The sequence below is a fragment of the Corynebacterium sp. UMB10321 genome, from assembly GCF_030228725.1.
Taxonomy (GTDB): Bacteria; Actinomycetota; Actinomycetes; order Mycobacteriales; family Mycobacteriaceae; genus Corynebacterium; species Corynebacterium pseudogenitalium.
The window spans coordinates 54,398-79,992 of record NZ_JASOZC010000002.1 but is presented as its reverse complement, the minus strand read 5'-3'; the positions used below and the strand labels follow the sequence as shown (position 1 = coordinate 79,992).

General features: G+C 61.7%; 19 protein-coding genes. 14 read left to right on the top strand and 5 right to left on the bottom strand.

What is annotated here, in order from left to right; all coding sequences use genetic code 11:
- Positions 1-9: 9 nt before the first annotated feature.
- On the bottom strand, positions 10-405 hold the full coding sequence (locus QP752_RS03340) for an oxidoreductase (protein ID WP_070478965.1): 396 nt from the start codon (positions 403-405) through the stop codon (positions 10-12).
- Positions 406-561: 156 nt separating this feature from the next.
- On the opposite strand from QP752_RS03340, the gene sucB reads away from it, so the two are divergent.
- From sucB to QP752_RS03300, 8 genes are all read left to right on the top strand, one after another.
- On the top strand, positions 562-2,607 hold the full coding sequence (gene sucB / locus QP752_RS03335; RefSeq protein WP_284804429.1) for a 2-oxoglutarate dehydrogenase, E2 component, dihydrolipoamide succinyltransferase: 2,046 nt from the start codon (positions 562-564) through the stop codon (positions 2,605-2,607).
- Positions 2,608-2,773: 166 nt separating this feature from the next.
- Positions 2,774-5,632 carry an aminomethyl-transferring glycine dehydrogenase gene (gene gcvP, locus QP752_RS03330; protein ID WP_284804428.1) on the top strand — a complete coding sequence of 953 codons (2,859 nt, stop codon included), beginning with the start codon at positions 2,774-2,776 and terminating at the stop codon, positions 5,630-5,632.
- 12 nt (positions 5,633-5,644) lie between these two features.
- On the top strand, positions 5,645-6,712 hold the full coding sequence (gene gcvT, locus QP752_RS03325; RefSeq protein WP_284804427.1) for a glycine cleavage system aminomethyltransferase GcvT: 1,068 nt from the start codon (positions 5,645-5,647) through the stop codon (positions 6,710-6,712).
- Complete coding sequence (gene gcvH, locus QP752_RS03320; RefSeq protein WP_070477823.1) at positions 6,712-7,107, top strand: glycine cleavage system protein GcvH; 396 nt, start codon at positions 6,712-6,714, stop codon at positions 7,105-7,107. The genes gcvT and gcvH overlap by 1 nt, the downstream gene beginning before the upstream one ends.
- 18 nt (positions 7,108-7,125) lie before the next feature.
- Positions 7,126-7,926: a lipoyl(octanoyl) transferase LipB gene (gene lipB, locus QP752_RS03315; RefSeq protein ID WP_070362179.1), complete on the top strand. Its 801-nt coding sequence runs from the start codon at positions 7,126-7,128 to the stop codon at positions 7,924-7,926.
- Between the two features lie 39 nt (positions 7,927-7,965).
- Complete coding sequence (gene lipA / locus QP752_RS03310) at positions 7,966-9,012, top strand: lipoyl synthase (protein ID WP_070363464.1); 1,047 nt, start codon at positions 7,966-7,968, stop codon at positions 9,010-9,012.
- Between the two features lie 51 nt (positions 9,013-9,063).
- Complete coding sequence (locus QP752_RS03305; RefSeq protein ID WP_070362178.1) at positions 9,064-9,852, top strand: DUF4191 domain-containing protein; 789 nt, start codon at positions 9,064-9,066, stop codon at positions 9,850-9,852.
- 2 nt (positions 9,853-9,854) lie between these two features.
- Positions 9,855-11,120 (top strand): threonine/serine exporter ThrE family protein, encoded by a 1,266-nt coding sequence (locus QP752_RS03300; protein ID WP_284804423.1) that lies wholly within the window; start codon positions 9,855-9,857, stop codon positions 11,118-11,120.
- Here QP752_RS03300 and QP752_RS03295 read toward each other — a convergent pair.
- Positions 11,117-11,593, bottom strand: coding sequence for an RDD family protein (locus QP752_RS03295; protein ID WP_070362177.1), 477 nt, complete (start codon positions 11,591-11,593; stop codon positions 11,117-11,119). The two genes, QP752_RS03300 and QP752_RS03295, sit on opposite strands and share 4 nt — an antisense overlap.
- Before the next feature lie 101 nt (positions 11,594-11,694).
- Between QP752_RS03295 and glnA the strand changes: the two genes are divergently transcribed.
- The 6 genes from glnA to QP752_RS03265 all read left to right on the top strand — a co-directional run bounded on the left by glnA (position 11,695) and on the right by QP752_RS03265 (position 23,234).
- Positions 11,695-13,131 carry a type I glutamate--ammonia ligase gene (gene glnA / locus QP752_RS03290; RefSeq protein WP_070362176.1) on the top strand — a complete coding sequence of 479 codons (1,437 nt, stop codon included), beginning with the start codon at positions 11,695-11,697 and terminating at the stop codon, positions 13,129-13,131.
- A 480-nt stretch (positions 13,132-13,611) separates the two neighbouring features.
- Entirely contained in the window at positions 13,612-14,766 is a 1,155-nt protein-coding gene (locus tag QP752_RS03285) for an AAA family ATPase (protein ID WP_284804420.1), read from the top strand.
- Positions 14,767-14,952: 186 nt separating this feature from the next.
- Entirely contained in the window at positions 14,953-17,724 is a 2,772-nt protein-coding gene (locus QP752_RS03280; RefSeq protein ID WP_284804417.1) for a PD-(D/E)XK nuclease family protein, read from the top strand.
- Position 17,725: 1 nt separating this feature from the next.
- Positions 17,726-21,037, top strand: a complete 3,312-nt coding sequence (locus QP752_RS03275) for an exodeoxyribonuclease V subunit beta (RefSeq protein WP_070362173.1) — start codon at positions 17,726-17,728, stop codon at positions 21,035-21,037.
- Positions 21,038-21,170: 133 nt separating this feature from the next.
- Positions 21,171-22,355, top strand: coding sequence for an ATP-binding protein (locus tag QP752_RS03270; RefSeq protein WP_284804415.1), 1,185 nt, complete (start codon positions 21,171-21,173; stop codon positions 22,353-22,355).
- Positions 22,356-22,388: 33 nt separating this feature from the next.
- A complete protein-coding gene (locus QP752_RS03265; protein WP_284804414.1) occupies positions 22,389-23,234 on the top strand; it encodes a polysaccharide deacetylase family protein in 846 nt (281 codons plus the stop codon).
- On the opposite strand, the gene QP752_RS03260 is transcribed toward QP752_RS03265, so the two are convergent.
- Genes QP752_RS03260 through QP752_RS03250 form a run of 3 tightly spaced genes read right to left on the bottom strand, consistent with a single transcriptional unit; the run spans position 23,231 to position 25,562 of the window.
- Complete coding sequence (locus QP752_RS03260; protein WP_284804413.1) at positions 23,231-24,451, bottom strand: cutinase family protein; 1,221 nt, start codon at positions 24,449-24,451, stop codon at positions 23,231-23,233. The genes QP752_RS03265 and QP752_RS03260 overlap by 4 nt on opposite strands.
- Positions 24,448-25,035 carry a glycoside hydrolase family 25 protein gene (locus tag QP752_RS03255; protein WP_284804412.1) on the bottom strand — a complete coding sequence of 196 codons (588 nt, stop codon included), beginning with the start codon at positions 25,033-25,035 and terminating at the stop codon, positions 24,448-24,450. The genes QP752_RS03260 and QP752_RS03255 overlap by 4 nt, the downstream gene beginning before the upstream one ends.
- Positions 25,035-25,562 (bottom strand): NUDIX domain-containing protein, encoded by a 528-nt coding sequence (locus tag QP752_RS03250; protein ID WP_071572421.1) that lies wholly within the window; start codon positions 25,560-25,562, stop codon positions 25,035-25,037. The genes QP752_RS03255 and QP752_RS03250 overlap by 1 nt, the downstream gene beginning before the upstream one ends.
- Between the last annotated feature and the right edge of the window lie 33 nt (positions 25,563-25,595).

Genomic DNA, 25,595 nt, shown 5'->3' with positions numbered 1-25,595 from the left:
TTCTCGCCTTTAGGAAAAGGGATGTTCGCCGCGCTCAAACTTGGCGCGGCGTTCTTTCTGTTCCGCTCGCTTTCGCAGGATGCGTTCTTGCTCCATTTTGCGACGCATCCGGTCTGGGTACCCGGTCTCTTCGACGTCATAAAGAGATATATTCAGCAGCGTAGCGACGGCGTCGATACCTTTGGGACCTCCGATGCGCCGGCGGGTGTAGTTGCCCTCTTCATCGACAAGCACGACGGACATCTCGTTGACCATCGTTTCCGGCTCAACAAACCCCTCAACGAAGGCACGCTTCGCAACCCATTCCTGGAGGTAGGCAGCGTCTTCCGGCCGGATGGTTTCGCCGGGCGCGCGTGGGGGTTTGAAGGTGGTCTGCTTCTTCCGCTTGCCGAACAGGTTAAACACTTCTCTCATCATACGGATATTTCTCGACGCCCCAATTCTGCGTTTGGTGGCCTTCAACAAAATAGTTGCCCCCGAAAGGCACGAAAGTCTTCGGTGACAGGTACGCTATTGACCTGTATAGCTTCTACGAAAATGTATCTGCGAGGAGACTAAATTATGGCGCACTCTGTCGAGATGCCTGAGCTGGGCGAATCCGTCACGGAAGGCACTATCACCACCTGGCTGAAGGAAGTCGGCGACAAGGTAGAGGTCGACGAACCATTGCTGGAGGTTTCCACCGATAAGGTCGACACGGAGATTCCTTCCCCTGTCGCCGGTGTAATCCTCGAGATTAAGGCCGAGGAAGACGACACCGTTGATGTTGGTGACGTGATTGTGATTATCGGCGAAGAAGGCGAAGCTCCGGCATCGGACTCGGCAAAGGACGAGGAGCCTCAGGAAGAAGAGGAGCCAAAGGAAGCTCCGGAGGAAGAGAAGGCTGACAAGCCTTCCTCCGGCGACGCCACCGACGTCTCCATGCCTGAGCTCGGCGAATCCGTCACCGAAGGCACCATCACCACCTGGCTGAAGGAAGTCGGCGACACCGTCGAGGTCGACGAGCCACTGCTCGAGGTCTCCACCGACAAGGTCGATACCGAGATTCCTTCCCCTGTCGCAGGCACCCTCGTAGAGATCCTCGCTGAGGAAGACGACACCGTCGAGGTCGGCGAAGTCATCGCCCGCATCGGCGACGCTGACGCCAAGCCAGCTGAAAAGGAAGCTCCAAAGGCCGAAGAGCCAAAGGACGAACCCAAGGAAGAAAAGAAGGAAGCTCCGGAGGAAGAGAAGGCTGACAAGCCTTCCTCCGGCGACGCCACCGACGTCTCCATGCCTGAGCTCGGCGAATCCGTCACCGAAGGCACCATCACCACCTGGCTGAAGGAAGTCGGCGACACCGTCGAGGTCGACGAGCCACTGCTCGAGGTCTCCACCGACAAGGTCGATACCGAGATTCCTTCCCCTGTCGCAGGCACCCTCGTAGAGATCCTCGCTGAGGAAGACGACACCGTCGAGGTCGGCGAAGTCATCGCCCGCATCGGCGACGCTGACGCCAAGCCAGCTGAAAAGGAAGCTCCAAAGGCCGAAGAGCCAAAGGACGAACCCAAGGAAGAAAAGAAGGAAGCCCCGAAGGCTGAAGAGCCTAAGGAGGAGAAGCCGAAGGAGGACAAGCCGGCACAGCAGGCTTCGACGAAGGTCAACAAGTCCGACGGTTCCCTCCCGTACGTCACCCCGCTCGTGCGCAAGCTTGCGGAAAAGCACGGCGTTGACCTGTCCACGGTTGAGGGCACCGGTGTTGGTGGTCGCATTCGCAAGCAGGATGTCATCGCAGCGGCGAAGGGCGGCTCGGCCGAGAAGTCCGAGGCATCAGCACCAAAGACCGAGGAAAAGAAGGGCGCTCGCTCCAACTGGTCCACCAAGTCCGTGGATCCGGAGAAGCAGTCACTGATCGGCACCACCCAGAAGGTCAATCGCATCCGCGAGATCACCGCTGCGAAGATGGTCGAGTCGCTGCAGACCACGGCTCAGCTCACGCACGTTCAGGAAGTCGATGTCACCCGCATCGCAGAGCTGCGCAAGCGCGTGAAGCCGGAGTTCATCAAGAAGCACGACGCCAACATCACCTACCTCGCGTTCTTCATCAAGGCGACGGCCGAGGCCCTGGTCTCCCACCCGAACGTCAACGCGTCCTACGATGCGGAGAAGAAGGAGATCACCTACCACGAGGACGTCAATATTGGTGTCGCAGTGGATACGCCACAGGGCCTGCTCGTGCCGGTGATCAAGCGTGCACAGGACCTGAACCTGGCGCAGATCGCGCAAGCTATCAACGACCTGGCGACCCGCGCACGCAACAAGAAGCTGCGCCCGGACGACCTGTCTGGTGCAACGTTCACGGTGACCAACATCGGTTCCGAAGGTGCACTGCTGGATACGCCGGTGCTCACCCCGCCACAGGCAGGCATCCTGGGTACCGCGGCGATTGAGAAGCGCCCGGTCATCGTTACAGAGGAAGGTAGCGACTCCATCGCGATCCGCCAGATGTGCTACCTGCCATTCACCTACGATCACCAGCTGATCGACGGCGCAGATGCAGGCCGCTTCGTCACCACGATCAAGGACCGCATCGAAACCGGCGACTTTGAAGACGACCTAGACCTCTAAAACAGGTCAAGATGAGGAATCTTAGCGGTGGCCCCAATGCCAATACGGTGTTGGGGCCACCGCTGTTTTCACCTCTGCATATTTTCAGCTGACTGGCCGACCCAGGCCAGTTTTGCCCCGTAGACTATTCACGACATCAGGTTCAGAACTACCAAAGGAGTAGATCTTGGATTACATCACCCGCCATATCGGTCCGGACACGCAGGAAACGGAGGCGATGCTCGCGAAAGTCGGCTACGACTCACTCGAGGCGCTGACCACTGCCGCGATCCCCGCCGATCTGCTACTTCAAGGGCCACTCAACCTTCCCGCCCCGCTCACGGAATACCAGGCGCAGGATCGGTTGCGGGAGTTGGCGTCGAAAAATGAGGTGCTCAAGGCGTTCTACGGCCAGGGGTACTCGTCGACGTTGACGCCGCCGGTAATTCGGCGCGGTGTGGTCGAGGATGCTGGGTGGTACACGGCGTATACACCGTATCAGCCTGAGATTTCGCAGGGTCGTCTTGAGGCACTGCTGAACTTCCAAACTATGGTGCAGGACCTGACCGGCCTGGACATTGCGAACGCTTCCCTGCTGGATGAGGCTTCGGCGGCTGCGGAGGCTGTCGGCTTGATGGCTCGCGCAGTGCGCAAGGGTCGGACGGTGCTGCTGGATGCGCGCCTGCACCCGCAGGTGTTGCGGGTCGCATCGGAGCGTGCTCGCACGCTTGACCTCGAGGTGGAGGTCGTTGACCTGCGTGAGGGGGTCGTGGGAGAGGGCCTCGTGGGTGCCATCGTGGCCTACCCCGGCACCGAGGGCGACGTGGTTGATCCTCGCGTGGTGGTCGAGGCGGTGCACGAGCGCGGGGGCTTGGTCGCGGTGGATGCGGATATTCTTGCGCTGACGCTGCTGGAGTCCCCTGGTGAGCTTGGCGCGGATATCGCGATCGGGTCCACGCAGCGCTTCGGCGTTCCGCTGTTCTACGGTGGCCCGCACGCCGCGTACATGGCGGTCAAGGAGAAGATGAAGCGCCAGCTGCCGGGCCGCCTGGTGGGTGTGTCGAAGGACGCGGAGGGCACTCCTGCCTACCGCCTGGCCCTGCAGACCCGTGAGCAGCATATTCGTCGCGAGCGCGCGACCTCCAACATCTGTACCGCGCAGGCGTTGCTCGCGGTGACAGCGTCGATGTACGCCGTGTACCACGGCCCACGCGGTCTTGAGGCTATCGCTGCTCAGGTGCATGACTGGGCGGCGCGCTTCGCCAAGTCCCTGCGTGACGCGGGTATCGAGGTCAAGCACGACGCGTTCTTCGACACGGTGGCCGTCGTCGTGGACAGCTCCGAGGCAGTGTGCGAGCGCTTGGCGGATGCCGGTTACCTGGTGCGCCCGATTGACGCGACCACGGTGGGTGTCTCCGTCGGTGAGGACACGTCGGAGGACGACCTCGCGGCGCTGCTCGCTGGCTTCGGTGTCGACACGGTTGCTCACGAGGCGCCGTCCGCGCTGCCCGAGGCGCTGCGCCGCACAACGGAGTTCATGACGCACCCCAATTTCAACTCGGTGCATTCTGAGACGCAGATGATGCGCTACATCCGCAAGCTCGGCGACAAGGACCTCGCGCTGGATCGCACGATGATCCCGCTGGGTTCCTGCACGATGAAGCTGAACCCGACCGCGGGCCTAGAGACCATCACGTGGCCAGCATTCGCGAACGTGCACCCGTACACACCGGATCGCTTCACGGCTGGTTGGAGGGAGCTTATCGACGAGCTCCGCGCCTGGCTTGTCGAAATCACCGGATACGCCGAGGTATCTATGCAGCCAAACTCGGGTGCGACGGGCGAGCTGGCTGGCCTGTTGGCGATTCGCCGCTACCACGTTTCCCGTGGTGACCATGGCCGTGACATCTGCTTGATCCCGGCGTCGGCGCACGGTACGAACGCTGCGTCGGCGACGCTGGCGAACCTTCGGGTGGTCGTCGTAAAGACTGCGGAGGATGGCTCGATCGACCTGGCTGATTTGGATGCGAAGCTTGAGCAGCACGGCGAGCACGTCGCAGCGATTATGGTCACCTACCCGTCCACGCACGGTGTGTATGAGGACACGGTGCAGGCCGTCGCGGAGAAGGTGCACGCGGTGGGCGGTCAGGTCTACATCGATGGCGCGAACATGAACGCGCTGACTGGGCTTGCGCGCCCGGGTGACTTTGGTGGCGACGTATCGCACCTGAACCTGCATAAGACGTTTACGATTCCGCACGGCGGTGGCGGCCCGGGCGTTGGCCCGATTGGTGTGGCGGAGCACCTGATTCCGTTCCTGCCGACGGACCCGAACGTCGACCCAACGCATGCGGCCGACCCTGCCCCAGTTGGCGAGGGCGTGCCGGTTGCCGCGGCGAAGTTCGGCTCGGCGGGCGTGCTGCAGATCGCGTGGTCCTACATCGCGATGAGCGGTGCGGAGGGGTTGGCGTCCGCAACTGCGCATGCGGTGCTGGCGGCGAACTACGTGGCTCACGAGCTGCACGATTCCTTCCCGGTGCTCTACACCGGCGAGCATGGGCTGGTGGGCCACGAGTGCATCCTTGACCTGCGCGAGCTGACGGACCGCTCGGGCGTGACCGCGGCGGATGTGGCGAAGCGCCTGGTGGACTACGGCTTCCACGCCCCTACCCTGGCGTTCCCGGTGGCGGGCACACTGATGGTGGAGCCGACCGAGTCCGAGGATCTGGACGAGCTGGATCGCTTCATCGAGGCGATGCGTTCCATCCGCGCGGAGATCCAAGAGATCATCGACGGCAAGGTGTCCTACGAGGCCTCCGTCCTGCACCATGCGCCGTTTACCGCGCACAGCGTCGCTAGCACCGCGTGGGACTACGAGTTCTCCCGCGAGCAGGCCGCCTACCCGGTAGAGCGCTTGGTGCGCGAGAAGTACTTCCCGCCTGTGCGCCGCATTGATGAGGCGTACGGCGACCGCAACCTGGTGTGCTCCTGCCCGCCGCCGGAGGCGTTTGATATTTCTGAAAGTTCAGCGAGTGCGGAAAAGTAAGGAGTGATTGTGATGGCTGAGACCCCTTTGTTTGCAGCGCATGAGGAGCTTGGTGCTTCCTTTACGGACTTCGGTGGCTGGAACATGCCACTGAAGTACGACAACGAGCTTGCGGAGCACCGTGCGGTGCGCGAGCGCGTCGGCATCTTTGATCTCTCCCACATGGGCGAGATTGATGTACGCGGCCCCCAGGCTGCGGAGTTTTTGGACTACACGTTGATTTCCACGCTGTCTACGTTGCGTGTTGGCAAGGCGAAGTACTCGATGATTGTGGCCGAAGATGGCGGCATCATCGACGATTTGATCTCCTACCGCCTCGCAGACGATCACTTCCTGGTCGTGCCGAACGCTGGCAACACGCCCGCGGTGTGGGAGGCATTTCAGGAGCGCGCAGCAAGCTTCGATGTAGAGCTGACGAACCGTAGCGCGGACGTCGCGCTTGTTGCGGTGCAGGGCCCTGATTCCTTATCGACGATCGCTTCGCACCTCGACGGCGACGCCGGTGCCTTGGCATACTACTCGGCGGCACCGATGCGCTTCGGTGACTGCGACGTGCTGGTCGCTCGCACCGGCTACACCGGCGAGGACGGCTTCGAGCTCTACTGCGACCGCGAGGACGCCCGCGCGATCTGGGACGCGCTCGCACCGAACGCGACGCCGTGCGGCCTGGCTGCGCGCGACTCCCTGCGGCTCGAGGCGTCGATGCCGTTGTACGGCCACGAGCTTTCCCGCGAGATCACTCCGGTCGAGGCCGGGATGGGCCGCGCGTTTGCGAAGAAAGAGGCGGACTTCGTGGGCAAGGACGCGCTTGTCAGCCGCGAGCCGTCGGTGGTTATTGCCGGGCTGTCGTCGGAGCAGCGTCGCGCTGCTCGCGAGGGTGCCGAGATTTACCTGGGCGATACGCGCATCGGCGTGGTCACCTCCGGGCAGCCTTCGCCCACGCTGCAGCGTCCGGTGGCGCTCGCACACATCGACCCAGCGCACGCCGAGGTTGGCACGGATGTTGAGATTGATATCCGCGGCCGCCGCTATCCGTTTACTATTGTGGACACACCGTTCTATTCCCGAAAGGACAAGTAATCATGTCTTTGAACCCTGATTTTTACTACTCGGAGGATCACGAGTGGATCAACGCTCGCCCTGAGGACGCTGCTGGCACCAAGGTGCGCGTAGGCATCACGAACGTTGCGGCGGATCGCCTCGGCGAGGTCGTGTTCGCTGAGCTGCCACAGGTCGGCGACCAGGTCACGGCGGGTGAAACCTGTGGCGAGGTCGAGTCGACGAAGTCGGTCTCCGACCTGTACGCACCGGTCACTGGCACGGTCACCGCGGTCAACGAAGACATCGACGGCGCCTACGAGGCCATTAACGAGGACCCGTTCGGCGCCGGCTGGCTCTTCGAGGTTGAGGTCGAGGAGGTCGGCCCGCTGATGACGGCAGATGAGTACGCTGCCGCTAACGGTGTCGAAAACTAGCGACTATCGTTGGCAGGCATGACAGCTCCACGCGATCCGTTCTTCCCTGCCGACAAGTCCATTCGGGCCTCAGCCGCGCCTATTGATGTGCGCGAGCTGGGGCTCGTTGATTATGAGGAGGCCTGGCACCTCCAGGCGGACTTAGCCAAGCAGCGAGCGGCAGACGAGATCCCGGACACGGTGCTGGTGCTGCAGCACCCCTCGGTGTTCACCGCGGGCAAGCGAACCCAGCCGGAGGACTTGCCGGATCCGTCGTACCCGGTCCCGGTCGTGGACGTTGATCGCGGAGGACGCATCACGTGGCACGGCGAGGGCCAGCTTGTCCTTTACCCCATCATCAAGCTTGCCCAGCCGGTAGACGTCGTGGACTACGTGCGCCGCCTGGAGGAGGCCATCATCGAGACGGTGCGCAAGGCGGGGGTACATGCCGCCGGGCGTATCGACGGCCGCTCCGGCGTCTGGGTGCCAAAAACCGTCGACGCGGCGGATAGCTCGGCGTCGCACCGCGATAGGAAGATCGCGGCGCTGGGTATCCGCATCACCCGCGGAGTGACCATGCATGGGCTCGCGCTGAACTGCGACAACACCTTGGAGCACTACGGCCACATCGTTGCGTGCGGCATCGACGACGCCGACGTGACCACGATGAGCCTGGAGCTTGGCCGCGACGTCACACCTGAGGAGATGACCGCTCCGCTGCTCGACGCCCTCAAGCGCGCCCTTGCAGGCGAGCTCGTGGTGGCCGACCACAGCTTTGGTTCGGCACCGGATCCGACGAAGGGGCTCAAACGTCGAGATGTAAGGCGAGCCTCCCATTAAACCTCGACTTTGGAGGGGCTGTCCGTTACGGTGGACGGCGTGACTATTGCACCAGAAGGACGCAAACTACTTCGCGTAGAAAAACGCAACGCTCAGACCCCTATCGAGTCGAAACCGCGTTGGATCCGCAACGCGGTCAAGACCGGCCCTGAGTACGAGGACATGAAAAAGAAGGTGAAGGGCGCGTCCCTTCACACCGTGTGCCAGGAGGCCGGCTGCCCCAACATTCACGAGTGCTGGGAGTCGCGCGAGGCGACATTCCTGATCGGTGGCGCGAACTGCTCTCGTCGCTGTGACTTCTGCCAGATCAACTCGGCGAAGCCCGAGCCGCTCGACGTCAACGAGCCGCAGCGTGTGGCGGAGTCAGTTCGCGAGATGAACCTGAACTACTCCACCATCACCGGTGTGACCCGCGACGACCTCGAGGATGAGGGCGCGTGGCTGTATGCGGAGGTTGTGCGCAAGATTCACGAGCTCAACCCGCATACTGGCGTCGAAAATCTCACCCCGGACTTTTCCGGCAAGCCGGATCTGCTCCAGGAGGTCTTTGAAGCTCGTCCGGAGGTCTTCGCGCACAACGTGGAGACGGTCCCGCGCATCTTTAAGCGCATCCGCCCGGCGTTCCGCTACGACCGCTCTCTGGACGTCATCCGCCAGGCGCGCGACTTCGGTTTGATCACCAAGTCCAACCTGATCCTGGGCATGGGTGAGACCCAGGAAGAGGTCATGCAGGCGCTGCAAGACCTTGTTGACGCCGGCACTGACATCATCACGATCACCCAGTACCTGCGCCCCGGCCCGATGTACCACCCGATCGACCGTTGGGTAAAGCCCGAAGAGTTCATCGAGTACCGCGACGCGGCCTACGAGATGGGCTTCGGCGCCGTCATGTCGGGTCCACTGGTGCGCTCCTCATACCGCGCGGGCAAGCTCTACGTCGAGGCGATGGAGCACCGCGGCCTGGAGTTGCCGGAAAACCTGCGCCACCTGGCGGAAACCTCGAAGGGCGATACTGCCCAGGAAGCCTCGACGCTCCTGGAGAAGTACGGTGCTTCGAAGGATCACCCGGTAGCAACACGTTCCTAACCCGCTTTGGCCACTTTGGTCCGGCCATGTTCGTGACATAGAGTTGACGGCATGGCTCAGTCGAAGGATAAGGCAGCCCTGAAGGCTGCGAAGAAGCAGGAGCGCGCCGCGAAGCGCGCAAAGGGAAAGCAGACACGTAGCCAGATTTGGCAGGCGTTTCAGATTCAGCGCAAGCGGGATAAGAAGCTCATCCCGATTATGCTGGCCTGCCTGCTTGGCATGGGTCTGCTTTTCTTCTTGATCGGCCTCATTTGGGGCGGCCAGTGGTACATGCTGGCGCTCGGCTTGGCGTTCGGTACCGTGCTGGCGATGTGGATGTTCACCCGCCGCTTGGAGCGCTCGATGTACGACGAGGTCGGTGACACCCCGGGCGTTGCCGGTTGGACGTTGGAGAACCTGCGCAACACCATCGGCATGGTGTGGATCACCAAGACCGGTGTGCAGGCCAACACCCATATGGATACCGTGCACCGCGTGATTGGCCTGCCAGGCGTCATCCTGGTCGGTGAGGGCAACGAGAACCGCCTACGCACCCTGATGAAGAAGGAGTCCCGCCGCGTGGACCGCCTACTGGCAGGCGTGCCGATCCACGAGGTGTACGTGGGCGAAGGCGAAGGCCAGGTTGCAGTACGTGACCTGCAGAAGCACTTGATGAAGCTGCCACGCCACTACCGCAAGGATGACGTCTACTCCATGAGCGCGAAGCTCGAGGCCATGGACGCTCGTACGCAGCCTGGCCAGATGCCTGGTCTGCCTGGCGGCCCGCTGCCGAAGCAGGCCCAGAACATGGCGGGTATGAACCGCCGTATGCGCCGAATGCAGCAGCGTCAAGGCAAGTAAGTATGTCTTCCTTCGACATGGGCGTCGAGGCCAGCACCGCGCTGCGCCTCGGCGCTCTTTTGTTGTCCGCGGGCGCTCCCGGCTACCGGGTCACCCGCGCCGTGAAGCGTTGTGCCCGCGCGATGCACTTCGACGACGCCGACGTGGTCGTCGGCTTCGACACGATCACGTGCACTGTCCACCGCGGTGATAATTTCCGCACGCTCGTGGCTGATCTTCCGCTGCCCGGGGTGAACGCGTCGCGCATCGAGGCGCTCGAGAACCTCACCAAGCACGAGATGCACCGCTACACCACCGCGGAAGAAATCAACGCTGCCATTGACGAGATTGAGGCGATCCCTACTCCACGTTGGGGTCCGCTGACCTCCAGCTGCGCGGCTGGCCTTGCGTGCGGTGGCTTCGCTGTACTGAACCACTTCTCGTTCTTCACCGCGCTGCTGGTGATTATTGCGGCTGGTGTGGGCCAGTACGTCCGTCTGCGATTGGGGCGTCGACACCTCCTGCAACTAGGCGTCGTGATGGCAGCGGCCCTGGTGTCAACGTTGCTGTTCCTGGCGCTCGCGTGGGCGCTTCCCCACTCCGACTTTGAGCTCTCCGCGGGCTTCGTCCCCGCGATTTTGTACCTTGTGCCGGGCTTTCCCCTGTTCGTTTCTTTGATGGATCTCTCCCGCTTCGACTTCACCTCGGGGCTGCCGAGGCTCTTCTTCGCACTCGAAGTGGTCATCACCATGATGCTGACGGTCGCGGTCATCGCGATGGTCACCGATGCGCCCGCCCCCAGTACGGTCAGCACAACCCCGGATCCTGCGTTTTACGGGGCTGCGGCGCTCGCCAGCTTCGTCTCCGTGGGTGGGTTCGCTATTTTGTTTAATGCCTCACGCAGGATGACACTTTTGGCAGCCACGCTCGGCACCGTCGCCAATGTGTTGCGCCTCATGCTTGTCGACGCCCACGTGGAATACTTCCTCGCCTGCCTGCTGGGGACCCTTGTGATCGGCATTCTTGGTTCCTGGCTGGGCCAACACTTTCGGGTGCCGCGCACCACGGTGACCATCCCCGCGGCCGTGGTCATGATCCCCGGCCCCACCATTTACGCGGCGCTGCACCAGATCACGAACGGCAATATCTCCGCGGCAATCGACTCGACTACCGCCGTCGTGCTCACGGTGTTGTTCCTCTCTGGAGGCCTGACGGTGGCCCGTCTGCTCACTGACAAGAACTGGGCGTTCCAGCGCACCGTGGAATTCCGCCCGTTGGAGGAGCCCTAGCTCCGAATCACGGTCGTGTTGGTCGCACGATCGTGCATGCCGCGGCCGTCGGCGTCGACAAGCGCTGCGGGCAGAATGAACGCAGTGAGCAGCGTGCGCACTGCCGCGCGCCACAGCCCGACGGGCTCTTCCGCGTCGACGCGGGCCACCCCCATCCCGAGGATCGCCATGCCCGGCGTGCGTGCAAATAGCCAACCGCAAATGATGCCCAACACGATCCACAACAGATACGTCAACGTCGACGTGCCACCGAAAACGGTGGTGTTGGCATGAATGATCGCTGCAGCCGCCCAGGCAATTGCCCAGTCGATCGCGACGCCTCCCATGCGTCGCGCCACCGACGCCTGCGCGCCCGCGCCCTCCTTCGGCAACCCAAGGAACTGCCCCGGGTAGTCAGGGATCGCATCATCGCCTTTGAACTGGCCGGGAAGCTCCGGGCCGTCGAGCCATCGTTTTCCTTGGGGTGCAGACATGCGACATAGCCTATCCTCTTTTCCCGAAAAGCTGTTACAGAGCGGGAGCTACACGCTAGAATTGTGCGAAGTTCCCAACGCCGTCCGAAGGAGAAAAGGTCGTGTCTTTCGAAACTATCGAAGACGTAAAGAAGTTCATTCAGGACGAGAACGTGGAGTTTGTCGACGTCCGGTTTACCGACGTCCCCGGCATCGAGCACCACTTCTCTATCCCTGCCTCCATGTTTGACGAAACCGTCATGGAAGAAGGCCTCGCCTTCGACGGCTCATCGATTCGTGGCTTTACCACCATCGAAGAGTCCGACATGACGCTCATGCCGGATCTCGCCACCGCAAAGCTGGACCAGTTCCGCGCAGCGAAGACCCTGAACGTGAAGTTCTTCGTCAACGACCCATTCACCCTCGAAGCGTTCTCCCGCGACCCGCGCAACGTTGCGCGCAAGGCGGAGCAGTACCTGGCTTCCACCGGCATCGCCGATACCTGTAGCTTTGGCGCCGAGGCCGAGTTCTACCTCTTCGACTCCATCCGATACGAGGTCGAAGGCCACCGCGCGTTCTACGAGATCGACGCCGAAGAAGGCTGGTGGAACCGCGGCAAGGAAACCGATGCAGTCGGCGGCCCGAACCTTGGCTACCACAACCGCGTCAAGGGCGGCTACTTCCCCGTCCCACCACACGACAAGACCGTCGACGTGCGCGACGCCATGGTCAAGAACCTGCGCGAATCCGGCTTCGAAATCGAACGCTTCCACCGCGAGGTAGGCAACGGCGGCCAGCAAGAGATCAACTACCGCTTCAACACCCTCCTGCACGCAGCCGACGACCTCCAGGACTTCAAGTACATCATCAAGAACACCGCCACCCAGTACGGCAAGACGGCTACCTTCATGCCGAAGCCGCTGGCCGGTGACAACGGCTCCGGCATGCACGCCCACCAGTCCCTCTGGAAGGACGGCAAGCCACTGTTCTACGACGAAAACGGCTACGGCGGACTTTCCGACATCGCCCGCTGGTACATCGGCGGCATCCTCGAGCACGCCGGCGCTGTCCTTGCGTTTACCAACCCGACGCTGAACTCCTACCACCGCCTGGTGCCAGGTTTCGAGGCCCCCATCAACCTCGTGTACTCCCAGCGCAACCGCTCCGCCGCGATCCGCATCCCGATCACCGGCACCAACCCGAAGGCGAAGCGCATCGAGTTCCGCGCACCGGACCCATCAGGCAACCCGTACCTCGGCTTCGCTGCCATGATGATGGCAGGCCTCGACGGTGTGAAGAACCGCATCGAGCCGCACGCTCCGGTGGACAAGGACCTCTACGAGCTGCCACCGGAGGAAGCCAAGGACATCCCGCAGGCACCGACCTCGCTCGAGGCATCACTGCAGGCTCTGCAAGACGACTTCGAGTTCCTTACCGAAGGCGACGTGTTCACCGAGGATCTCATCGACACGTACGTGAAGCTGAAGTACGACAGCGAGATCACCCCGGCGCGCCTGCGCCCGACGCCGCTGGAGTTTGAGCTCTACTTTGACTGCTAGATTCTGAGCCCAGGTTCGTCCTGGCCTCTTGCCCACGGTTTCCGTCGCGGTTGCCGTGGGTTTTTCTTTGTCTTCCTCGTTTGCAGCGGACTTTTGCACCAAATTCCCTCACGCAAAAGCGGCGACCTGGGCATTTGCCGACGTCCCCTTCCCAAACCCAGGAATCTGGTGCGGGCCGCTTCGCGCCAGTGCCAAAAGACACAACACATAACATCTAGCCCTTTTGTGACCTGCAGGAACGTGGAGGTCGAAATTCAAACTTGCGCCCCCTGTCACTACGCTTCAGACCCAGACACCAAATTCCCCATTTCCCCCAGAAAGACTTGAGTATTTCCCCAGGTGGCCGAAGTCCGCGGACGGATTGTGGTGCACAGCTCACTCGCAAGAACCAGCGACATCCCCCGCTATACATAACTCCACACAAACCACACATTTCCACACAAACCACACAACTCCACACAAGAGCGCTAATGTGTAACTATGACGACCACGCAAAACCCTTTCCGTGCTTCGCGTGGGACGAGCCCGCCACTCCTAGTCGGCCGCGACGAAGTAATCGATGACTTCAGACTCGGGCTTGAAGAAGGACCAGGTGCACACGAACGCATCTCACTCCTCGTTGGCGCACGAGGTATTGGAAAAACAGCCCTACTCAACGAGTTAGAAGACACCGCAATAAACGCTGGGTGGCTAACGTTTTCCGAAACGGCGACTGAGGGGTTCGTCGATAAGTTGAGAGACCAGCTTACAGAGTTTCTCGAGAGCGATGCGCCGACCCGAACCTCTTTTCAAGTTGGTCCGAGTGCTTTGCGCCTCAAGCATGAGTTCGAACGGCCTGCTCAAAGGCCACGTTCACTCCGTACTCTACTCACGGAGGTCCTTGACACGCTCGCGAACCACAACAGGTTTAACCGTTCTGCCAGTGGTGTCTTAATTACGGTCGATGAGCTTCATTTCGTACATCATGATGAAATTGTTGAGTTCGCGACGGCTATTCAACACCTCGTTCGAGAAAACAGGGAAATCGCCGTGGTAATGGCCGGTATTCCAAGTTCGGTGAGACCTCTGCTTGCCAGTGACGAAGGGCGCAATCCAATCACTTTCTTAAGGCGTGCAAACCGCGTGGATCTCGGCCGACTCAGAGGTACAGAGGTCCGTGAGGGGCTCACAGTTCCCGTCCAACAGGCCGGACGCTCGTGGGACGAGGGAGCCCTCGCGACTGCTGTACAAGCTACTGGAGGCTATCCGTTCATGATCCAGTTGATTGGCAACTTCGCTTGGCGCTTTGACTCCTCTGACACAATTCAATTGGAGGCTACAGAAAAGGCCATTACGCGTGCACGAAAGAAACTCGGGCAACTTGTTCATGAACCAGCGCTCAACGATCTTTCTGCGGAGGATCGTAGGTTCCTTGCGGCAATGTCGCTCGATGATGGTGCCTCGAAAATCAGCGACGTCGCCAACCGCCTCGAGGTGAGCGAACAGCAAGCTTACAACTATCGACGCCGTCTTAGCGAGGCCGACTTAATCACTTATGACCGCGGCACCGCAGACTTAGCGCTCCCCTATCTGCGCGAGTACCTTCGCACCCATGTGGTCGCAGATATTCTTCGTCTGCCCGAGTTTGAAGAGTGACAGTTTGCTTACTCGCAACGTGCCTTCCGGCAGACCGAGGGGCTATCGCTTGCATACCATCACCACTACTCCATCAGGCAGCAAGGGACTGCTCGGAGGAGATCATCGGATGCAAGCAACTCTCGTCTTTGAAAGTCTGTAGGTAGGCGCATCACAATGTCGGGACCGCCATATAGAGTACGAACCATGTCCCGTATGAATCCGCTCATCCATGCCGTTCGCCAAGCGCAGGACGGCAATCCGCTCGCAAACCCCGTGACAGTGTTGTGCATGCCAGGTGCACGTGATGCTGTGATGGATGCGTTGTCGCAGTCCGGCGTGGCTGTGGGCGTGAAAGTCCTGTCGTTGCAGTTGTTTGTGGAGTCCCAGTTCCCGGGATTAGTTGACCCTGCTGAGGTCGCCGCTTTGGTGGTGCATGCGTTGCAGGAACTCCCGGAGGATTCCGAGATCCGCGCGCGGGGGCTCGCTGGCGAACCGGCTACACGAACGGGAGTACGAAAGGCGGTATGGCAGCTGCTGCAGGCCCCGCGGGAGCGATGGGGACTCACTGGTACCAGGACACTGCCGAAGGAGATCGCCTCGATCACGGAGCGGATAGCGGACAGGTTCAAGTCATCGTCCAAAGGCGAGCCGGCCAGGACGCTTCCATATGAGGCTTGGGAGCAGGCCTGCATCCCGGAGCGCACCATTGTGTGGGATGTTGTTGGGCTGACGCCTGCTGAGGATCGTCTGCTCGAGCGGCTGCCGGAGCCATTGCGCCCGGACGACACTGCCCAGGTCACCACGATGGAAGTTGCGGATGAACACGTCCAGGCGCTCGCTGTACTCAGCAAGGTCCGGGAAAGCATCGCCGAGTCGTCTGCCCCACAGGAAGAGGCGCTGGACCGCGTCGGGGTTGCGATGATGAATCAGGCGTTCTACCCGGTGTTAGTTGATGCTGCGCAGGGTCTCCCGCTGGTGGGTGGCGCAACGGAGTGTCTACTCGACGCCCCGGAGGTCGCCACGGTGGTCGGGCTTGTGTCGCTCGAGGTCGACACGATACCGCGAGCGCAGCTTGCGGAGATTCTGCTGCGCGGACGGATCGGCTGGCAGGATGCGGCGGGTAAGCGCCCGGCAATCTTCGGGTTCGATTCGCTCAGTCGCCACCGAAACGGCCCGCGTTCTTGGCCTCGCTGGCAGGAGTTCAGTGTGGATCACGTGGTCAATGGAGAAAAGGTCCCGGCGCGGGTGGAGGCTGCGTGGGTTGTGGCGCTCCACGACGACCTGGTGGCGCTTCGCGCGTCTGAATCTTGGGGCGAGTGGGCGACACAGGCGCTCCAGCTGGCGAAGAAGCATGTGCAGGGACCGGTGCCGGAGTCCCTGTTTTCGAACTTGGCACAGTTTGATCAGTTGGGAATCGACTTCAGTGTGCTCGCAGCACAGGAGGCGCTGTGGGAAGCTGCGGTTGCAACTCCACTTGGTACCGATGATGCGTTTCCGGCTGGTTTGCGCGTCGGTGCACTGTCTGGGCTGGTCGGTGGGGATCTGGACGTGCTGTTGGTATGCAACGCGTCGTCGATATTTATGCCGCACGGTGTGCCGGAGCCTGCTGGTGTGTCACTCGAACAGCTCGGTACCAGCGTAGAGCGCGAGACCAGCCGTCAGCATGAGATCCTCGAAGCTGCTCTGCGTACGGCGAACGAGGTGCGGTGTATCCACGCCGATCAGCTCAGCGGTGGCGAGTTTGGCGGGGAGCCCAGCCATTGGATCCCAGCAGACCACACCCCAATAGATGGCTGCGAGGCGAATGACTTCCCGGCCGCAAGCAGGCGAACCGCCAGCTTCACCCACGCCCTGCGCGGAGCATGGCCGGTATCCACGCAGCAGACGATGTCAGTGGTGAAGGCTCGCAGCGAGGGCAACCCGAGCGATGAGTTCAATGGCTTCGTTGAGGGTCTGAGCGACTGGATTGCAGATCACGAGTTCTCTGCGTCGGCATTGAACCTGTATGTGGAGTCCCCGTACCTTTTCTTCATTCAGTACGTAGCTGGCATGCGCGAGCTTGAGGCGGATCCCGCCGAGGACCTGGATTCTCGTGATAAGGGCACGATCTTCCACTCCATCGTGGAGGAATGGACGCGCCGTGTGTGGCTCGATGCGTCTCCTCGACCTGCCAGTTATGCGGAGCTGGACTGGGATGCGGCTCGCGAAGTGCTGGATTCTATCGCCGCCGCGCACCTGAGCGCGCCCCTGCTCAGTGAGGTGAGCGCGCTTTCGCGGCACGCCTTCGAGCTGCGCTTGACCAAGGCTCTGGGTGCCTGGTTTGAGGCAGAACGTCAGCAGGCTGAGGCAGGCTGGATGCCTGTTGGTGTCGAGCTTGCATTCGGTCGGGGTTCAGACATCGAGGTATTTTTCGACACCTCCTTCGGCCAGGTATCGCTGAAGGGGTTCATTGACCGCGTCGATTTCCACCCGGAGACCAGAAGTCTGCGCGTGGTGGATTACAAAACTGGCAGGAACCGGATCGCGAAGAAGGACGTGCTCGCTTGGGACAACGTCTCCTCGTTTACCGTCCAGCCGGATTTCTACGGCCTAGCCATGTGGCAAGCGATTTCTAACGGTGCGCTCGCAGCGTGGTTGGACAAAATGGGCATCGGCGAGGATGTGGTCACGGTTTCTCCGAGCGTGGACGTGGATTTCCACTTCGTGTTCGCCGACAATCCCGATGAGGAGCACTACCTTGCCATTTTTGACCAGGAACGCTATGACGATTTCGTCCACGTGTTGGGCAGCACCCTGGAATTAATGGCCCAGGGAGTCTTCTTCCCGCGGCCGATTGATACTGAACGCTTCCTCCGCACCCAGATTCTGCGCTTGGGTGCAAATAATTACGTCCGCCAAGCCGACGCAATCAGCGATTATCTCTTTGAGCTCTACCAAAGCCTGACACCTGCGCGCGAAAATGAAGGTGAGAACTAACATGACTCTGTTGCCAGATTTTGAAAACCGTGAGCGGATCCGCACGGATGTTGACTCCACCTTGTTCGTGGAGGCCGGTGCCGGGGCTGGTAAAACGTACTCACTCGTCCAGCGCCTGCTCACGCTCATCTTGGAACGTGAAGTTCCAGTCACCCAGATCGCGGCGATCACGTTTACGAAGAAGGCTGCGGCGGAGCTTTCGGAGCGTCTCGCCCGTGAGCTGGCAAAGCACGCGGGCAACCCAGTGGCGGATCGCGCTCTGCTTGAGCTGCCCAGCGCAGCCATTGAAACGCTGCACAGCTTTTGCCAGCGCCTGCTGTGTCTTTACCCGCTCGAGTCCGGCATCCCTCCAGAGATCACGGTGCAGGATAACTTCGCCGCGGAGCGTCAATCCGACGTGCTTCGACGCCGAGTAAGCGAAGCGTTTTCGAGCGCACTCGAGGGGGTCTTCCCCATCGCTGAGCTGAGCGGGGGCAAGATTCTCGACGCCGACCTCCGCGAAGCCCTGGAGCATTTCGCGGGCGAGAACGGTTCGATGTCTTCGCTGCTGCAGCTTGCCCAATACATGGACGATAACTGGGGTGAGTTGGAGCCGACGATCGCTGCTGCCCTGCCGGAGGCGTTCGTGTTCGATGAGGACGCAGCCACGCGAATCGTGGGTGAGCTCAAGCGCACTCTCAACGAGTGCTCAGACCCTGAAGACGCGTTTGCGTTGACCTTGGGAGAACAAATTACGGATCTTCAGCTGCGGATCACCGCGGGTGATTTCACGAAGGTCGGCAAGTTCCGCAAGGGCAACGGTGGCCGAAAGGCGAACTGGGGCGGAGCGGTTGTCAAAGAAATCAAGTCGGCGTGTGAGCGTGTCTGGGACTCCTGGAATGAGAACGTGGAAAGGCAAGCGGCGCGTCCCAAAGCGGTGCTTCGCGCGTCGTTGGCCTTGATCGTGCTGGATAACGCACGTCGACGCCACCGCACTGGTGAGCTCCAATTTGGTGACCTTGTGTACCTGGCAGACCAGCTGTTGAAGCACCACCCGCATGTCCGGGAGGACGTGCACACACGGTTTACACACCTGCTTGTGGACGAGTTCCAGGACACCGACCCTGCCCAGTTGCGCATCGTGCGCGCGATTGCCACCGACCCTGCTACCGGGAAGCTCACTCCCGGGGCCTTGTTCACGGTGGGTGACCCGAAGCAGTCGATCTACCGGTTCCGCCACGCGGATCTGGACACCTACCTTGCTGCCCGTGACGCGCAGGACTGCGAGGTCGTCGAGCTGACCACGAACTTCCGCTCCACCTCGAAGGTCCTGGACTGGTCCAACCAGGTCTTCGAACGCTATTTCCCGAACGCCTTGGCTACCAGCAAGAAGCCAGACCCGAAGCTTGTGCCCCGAGAAGTGGCCTTTACTGCACTGGACGCACGGCCTGGGCTTGATGACGCCCCCGAGCTGGCAGACTTCAATAGTCGCACGATTGTCGCGCATTACGAAGCCATCAAGGAGGACAATCTGTCCAAGGAGGAGGCTGAGTGCCGCCTCATCCTGAGTATTATCAAGCAGGCGCTTGCGGAGGACTGGCAGCGCCGCGACAAGGTTGTACGTGACGACGGCACTTCGTATGAGACCCTGGTCGGGTTGGAGCCGCACGATATTGCGATTTTGGTGCGTACCCACCGTCAGGCGGCGTCGTTAATGGCGTTTCTTGATGCGCATGACGTGCCCTACGTCCCGGAGGGCGCTGCGCTGACGTATCTGGCGCCCGAGATTGAGGAGCTCCACGTCGTGCTGCACGCGGCGGCTGACCCGGCGGAATCGCTGTCGGTGGGCGCCGCGCTGCGTACAAGCCTGCTTGGTATTTCCGACCTTGAGCTTGCGCAATGGGCCGCTGCGGGCAGCAGTTTGAACATTTACGGGCCTCGGTTGCACGACCTGACTGGGCGTATTCCGGATGCGCTCAACCTCATTTTGAAGCTGCATGAGGCTTCCCGTGAGATGTCCGTCGGCGCCCTGGTGTCCTGGGCGTGCGACCAACTGAACATGGTGGAGCTGGCCGCTGCGCGAAGCGCGTTCCCCTTGGAGGCGCTGCGCCGCCTCGAGTTCGTGAAGCACAATGCGCGCGCCTTTACCGAGGCGACTCACGGTACCCTGCGCGAATACACCGCGTGGACTGATTCGTTGGCCAACGAGCGTCATCAGATCACCGATCCGGAGAGTACGACTGCGGGCGGGGTGCGCATTCTGACGCTGCACGCGTCCAAGGGCCGGGAGTTCCCGATGGTGATCTTGGCCGGGATGTACGGCGGTAGGAACAACAACCCTCAGGTCAGCCGCCCGCATCCTGCGGACCATGTGTTGGAGTACAGCGAGTTCCGGCTCACCTCCCCGCGTTCGAGGGAAATCCTGGAGCACGAAAAGCTTGCCGACGCCGCCGAGCGCGCCCGCCTCTTCTACGTCGCCACGACGCGTGCGCGTGACCACCTAGTGGTGTGTAAGCGAACTGATAACCCGAACAGCGTGGCGTCGAAGGCGTTCAATACGGCCATCGAGAACACGATCGCGGAGGGCGCAATCCCGGAAGCGATTGCTGCGGAGGACATCCCAGCATACGAATATGACTTCACCACCTCCGCCACGCGGCCCACAGAGCCGAACGCCGAGGGACTGCCGGATCTTCATGCCTCGGAGAGCGCGTGGCAGTCGGCTCGTGCACGCCGTGTCGCCAGCACGGCGGTGGCTCATGCTCGAGACGCTGACGTCGTGAAGCTTGGGCTCACGCGGGAGACTGCCTCACTCGACCCGGCATTGGTGGTTACTGGGGAGGCCCGCGCTGAGCACGGCGCGGCAGTGGGCACCGCGCTGCACGCAATGATGGAGCGCGCGACGCTCGATGACCTCACAGCTGCCGGTGGTGCAGCCGATTACGCGGCCACGCTCAGTGTGGACTGCGGTGCGCCCTCGCAGTTCCGGGAGACGCTCGCATCAATGGCGGAACAGCTGCTGGAGTGCGAAACCGTCACGCACGCCTTTTCCTCGCAGCATTACAGGGAGCTGCCGGTATTCGGCCGACTCAGTAGTGGCGGCCCAATTATCGACGGCGTCGTTGACCTGCTCTACCGCGAGGGAGATAGCTGGGTCATTGCCGACTACAAAACGGATGTCAGCGCCGATGCCCAAACTGTGTCCGAGTATTTCAACCAGCTCCGGCTGTACGCCGAGCTTTTGGGCGGGGAGCTCGACGCCCCGATTACACGCTTAGAGCTGCTCTTCCCCCGCAAGCAAGGAGTTGTGATACGCACGCGTTCACTGGGCTAAGCCGACCGAATTATCCCCGATCAACCTGCACCAACAGGCGCCACGTTAGGGATTTGGTAAGTCGCACTTTAGGGATTTGGTAAATTGCACTTTAGGGATTTGGTAAGTCGCACTTTAGGGATTTGGTGAAATAGTGTTCATTCCGAGGGAATTGGGACAGCATCTTGAGCAACTGGCTTCGTGGTTTCCGATCGTGAGCGTGACCGGACCACGGCAAAGCGGAAAATCGACGTTGATTCGTGAACAGTTCCCTGATTTCACCTATCTCAATCTCGAAGACCCAACGCTACGCGCGTTCGCCATCGAGGACCCCATGGGTTTTATCCGTGATCGTGGCTCTGCCCTCATCATCGACGAGGCTCAATATGCGCCCGAGCTATTCTCGTCCCTGCAGGTCATTTCGGACGAACGAGGCACACCTGGACAATACGTGCTCTCTGGTTCGCAGAACTTCCTTTTAATGGAGAAGATCTCACAAAGCCTAGCCGGAAGAGTCGGCATCACCCACCTGCTTCCACTCTCTTTTCGGGAGGCACTCACCGCACGACCCGACACGAGCGCTGAAGATTTCATGGTTCACGGTGGGTATCCGCGCCTTTATCAAGTAGATATGCCGCCGGAGATCTACTACCAGAACTACCTCCGCACATACGTCGAACGAGACGTCACACAGTTACTCAATGTTCAGAACACGGACGCTTTTCAAATGATGATGAAACTGATGGCCCTTAATGCCGGCAGCCTCATCAACTACACCGGGCTGGCTCGCGAACTCGGCGTCGCGTTTGCGACCGTGAAGAACTGGGTAAGCATCCTGGAATCCAGCTTCATCGTGTTCACACTGCGTCCTTTTCACACCAATTCCCGCAAGACGCTGACGAAGACCCCTAAGTTGTACTTTTACGACACTGGACTGCTCTGCCACCTCCTGGGTATCCGCACAAAAGTAGACCTCGTGAACTCCCCGGCTTTCGGCGCGGTGATGGAGAACCTCATCGTGGCAGAAACAGCCAAGTGCTACCACCACCAAGGGATAGCCCCTGACCTGTATTTCTATCGCGATGACAGCAAGATTGAAGTGGATCTCCTCGACATGACGCACGAGCCACGCGCTGTTGAAATAAAATCCTCCGCAACGTTTCGCTCGCGCCACGGGAGAAACCTCGCCACGGTTGGCAGCCAGTTGGACATTGACCCGACGCAGCGCTGGGTGGTCTACCGTGGCGAGCACGGCCAACAATTGGAAGAGTTCAAGGTGGTGCCCGTTGTCGAGTACCTGCGTCACAATTTCGCGAGTCCTTCAAACCGGGTACTCTGACACGCGTACTAACTCTGGATGGTGGTGTAAGCAATGCGCAAAGTCGTATCCACGCTCGTTGCGGTGGCGGTACTGTGTACTGCGCCGAACGCGGTCGCGAACCCGCTCGTGGGCAGCTCACAGGCGTTCTCTCAATCCAGCTCCCAGGCTGGTGAGGAGCTCCGCACGGCTATCTACCGGGCGCTGCCGCCGCAGGCGCGCAACCATCCGTTGGCACAGCAGCTTGCTCCTGCACCTGCGCCTAGCGCGCCGGCTCCGGCCCAGGATCAACCTGCGGACTGTTCCAACTGTGTGGCCGTCACGTTCGACGACGGTCCGGCTGCCTCCACGAATCAGGTGTTGGATATCCTGGCGCGCAAGCACGCCACGGCGTCGTTTTTCGTGTTGGCGCCGAAGGTCCGCGCGAATGCGGGCGTCGTGAAGCGGATGCGGGCTGCCGGTCACACGGTAGCCAGCCACACTGCCACGCACCGTGACTTGACGAAGCTTTCGCAGCCGGAGGTGCGTCGTGAAGTGGAGGAAAGCTCCCGCGCGATTGCAGATGCCACTGGTGCTTCCCCGCGGTTTGTCCGCCCGCCGTATGGGGCGCTCAACGCAACCGTGTCTGACGCGGCGCGGGTGCAGGGCCAGGCGGTGGTGTTGTGGGACGTCGATACGCTGGATTGGAAGCACCGCGACCCGGCGCGGATGTGCAAGACTGCGGTTGACCAGGCGCGGGCCGGGTCAATCATTCTGATGCATGATATTCACCCCACGACGGCCCAAGCCGTGGAGTGCGTGATCGACGGGCTGCGTGCGAAAGGCCTGCGGCCGGCGAGCCTGGATCAGATGGTGCCGCAGCCGGTACCCGGTAAGACGTACACCACCAAGAACAGTTAACTCGCCTGCATCCGGGCGACCATGTCGTGGGCAATCCACGACTCCACTGACTCGCCGTCGATGGTCCACGCGGGGTGGTCGCCGCCCTCGAAGTAGGACAGGTGGTGGGGCATCATGTTCATCACGTGCGGGATGAGGTCAATCAGTGGCATCGGGATCTGAGGAACGCCTAGCCCGGCGGCCATCGGCAGCAGTTCCTGCGCGGCCACGTGGAGCAGCACGCCCAACCCGGTGATGTCTTCTCCCGAAAACGGCGGTGTCTCCCCCGCATATTCCTGTACTACATGAGACACGGCAGCAAGTTCCCACGCCAAGGCAAGCATCGTAGCGATGGGGTTGTGCCCGAAGTCCTTGAAGCCACGCCCGGCCAGCTTGTGCAACGGGGCCGCGGCGGGCTGGGCGAGGCGCACGCCGACGCGCTGCGCCAACCCGTCGTGCTGCGTGGCGCAGGCGAGGTCGTTGCTGTGGCAAAACGTGAGTACCTCAGCCTCAGCGTCGTGGAAGCTGGTGCGGCGTGGCCCGGTGAGACCCGAGACATCGCTAGCAAGGCGTACGCCGTCGAGCGGGATGAGGATTTCGCCGTTCTCGCCGCGGACGCCACGCGCGCCGGTGACTGTTTCCGCCGTGTGGTAGGTGGTGCGGCTGCGCCCCGGATCCGCGATAAGGTAGGCCGCGACAAGGCTCGGGTCGGGGGACTCCGCCACGAGGTCCCCGAGCAGGCCAGCCCCTTGCGAAAACCCGAGGAACAACACCTTCGTGTCCGGGCATGCGTCGTGGAGCGTGGCGAGGTGCGTGCGCACCGCACGCTTGCCCGTATCTAGCGACGCCCCGTACGGCAGGGCCATGTTCGTCCTGGTCTCCCCCAGCGTGCCGAGCACGCCAACCGAGGCCGTGTACGGCACCTGCCAGGCAGACACGCTCTCGCCAGCCGCTTCGACGTCAGCGATCAGGGTCGAGCCAGGTCGCAGTCCGCGCACGTGCAGCGGGTCGTCGCCCTGGTTGGAGTCGCCGGTGCCGGCGGCAATCACAATCTCGAAATCAGTGCAGCGCGACGGCGCGGCCGCGATGTTGCGCTCGTACGCCTCGAGCGGGGCCTCGGGCAAAGGCTCGCTATCGCCTTTCCCCAGTAACTGCGCCTGAGCTGGCGGTGCCACAGACGGGACCACAACGCACGCAACGCACACCACGGCTGCCATCACCACGCGCACAGCGTTCATGCGACGTCCCTCCACGCGTTGAGGTCCACCGTGAATCCCCCGATGGTGCCGCGGGAAGTGTACTGCCACACCTCGGGGGTGCCCATGCCGAGCGGGGCTGGCCAGGCGTCGGCACCTGGAAATGCTGGCTCGTCGGAACCCCAGTCTGCGAGCCAGAGCGCGCCGAACTGGGAGGGTCGAGCCAGGCGCATGTACCGGCGCCAGTACCAGGCATTCGTGTAAACGCCAGCAACGCACACCCCAAACCCCTGGAAGGTGTCGTAGGCGGAGCGGACGTCGGAAAGTGTGAGCCCAGCGGGGCTTTCCACGTCGAGCCACATCGGGCAATTCATGGCGCCGGGGGCGCGCTGTAGTACCTCGACGCTGGCCTCCACCTGCTCGGCCACGCTGGTTCCCTCGGAAGGGCTGCGCAGGAAGTGGTAGGTGGATACGTTGAGGTGGGCGGAGCGGGCGTCGACAAACAGGGTGGGGAACGCGTGGTCCTGGTAGGTGCCGTCGGTGGTGCGGATGATGGCGAAGTCGAGTGGGCAGGCGGTGAAGTCAAAGCCTGCCTGGTGCTCGGATACGTCGACGCCGAACCGCATTAGTTGCGCTTGCTAAAGCCCATACGTGGCTGAAAGCCCTCGGGGCGCTTGCGCTGGGCGGCGGCGTCGCCGATGACAAGGCGCCACTTCGCGTCCGTGACCGGCATGTGGGACAGCGGGAACCAGCCGACGTCGATGGATTCGTCGTCACCGACGACGGGCTCCTGGGAGGGGTCGACGGCTTCGAGGCGGAGCTGCGTCGACATGTAGCTTGCGATGTCCCCATTGTCGTGGGTGACGGGGCCGATGGCGCCGACGCCGAGGATCGCAGCCGGAGTGGCCTTGATGCCGGTCTCCTCGAGCACCTCGCGCACCGCGGCGTCGTGGGCGTCCTCGCCTGGGTCGGCGATGCCGGTCACGGGCGTCCACTTCTCGTTGTCCGCGCGGCGGACGAGGAGCACTTCGGGGACTGCCCACGGGGTGTCCGCGGTGGAGTCCCGCAGCACGACGGCGCATACGGAGGGAACCCACATTGGGTCGGTTCCGATCTTTGTTCGGGTCTGCACAATGAACTCGGGTATAGGCATGGGTTCAAGTGTACTTCGACTACTATTTACGGC

Bases quoted from the DNA above. Each gene is read 5' to 3' on its own strand.
- QP752_RS03280 (WP_284804417.1), top strand. From the start codon at position 14,953: ATGTCCCGTATGAATCCGCTCATCCATGCCGTTCGCCAAGCGCAGGAC.
- QP752_RS03255 (WP_284804412.1), bottom strand. From the start codon at position 25,035: ATGCGGTTCGGCGTCGACGTATCCGAGCACCAGGCAGGCTTTGACTTC.
- sucB (WP_284804429.1), top strand. From the start codon at position 562: ATGGCGCACTCTGTCGAGATGCCTGAGCTGGGCGAATCCGTCACGGAA.
- QP752_RS03305 (WP_070362178.1), top strand. From the start codon at position 9,064: ATGGCTCAGTCGAAGGATAAGGCAGCCCTGAAGGCTGCGAAGAAGCAG.
- QP752_RS03300 (WP_284804423.1), top strand. From the start codon at position 9,855: ATGTCTTCCTTCGACATGGGCGTCGAGGCCAGCACCGCGCTGCGCCTC.
- QP752_RS03295 (WP_070362177.1), bottom strand. From the start codon at position 11,593: ATGTCTGCACCCCAAGGAAAACGATGGCTCGACGGCCCGGAGCTTCCC.
- gcvT (WP_284804427.1), top strand. From the start codon at position 5,645: ATGGCTGAGACCCCTTTGTTTGCAGCGCATGAGGAGCTTGGTGCTTCC.
- QP752_RS03250 (WP_071572421.1), bottom strand. From the start codon at position 25,562: ATGCCTATACCCGAGTTCATTGTGCAGACCCGAACAAAGATCGGAACC.
- QP752_RS03285 (WP_284804420.1), top strand. From the start codon at position 13,612: ATGACGACCACGCAAAACCCTTTCCGTGCTTCGCGTGGGACGAGCCCG.
- QP752_RS03260 (WP_284804413.1), bottom strand. From the start codon at position 24,451: ATGAACGCTGTGCGCGTGGTGATGGCAGCCGTGGTGTGCGTTGCGTGC.
- QP752_RS03275 (WP_070362173.1), top strand. From the start codon at position 17,726: ATGACTCTGTTGCCAGATTTTGAAAACCGTGAGCGGATCCGCACGGAT.
- QP752_RS03265 (WP_284804414.1), top strand. From the start codon at position 22,389: ATGCGCAAAGTCGTATCCACGCTCGTTGCGGTGGCGGTACTGTGTACT.
- lipB (WP_070362179.1), top strand. From the start codon at position 7,126: ATGACAGCTCCACGCGATCCGTTCTTCCCTGCCGACAAGTCCATTCGG.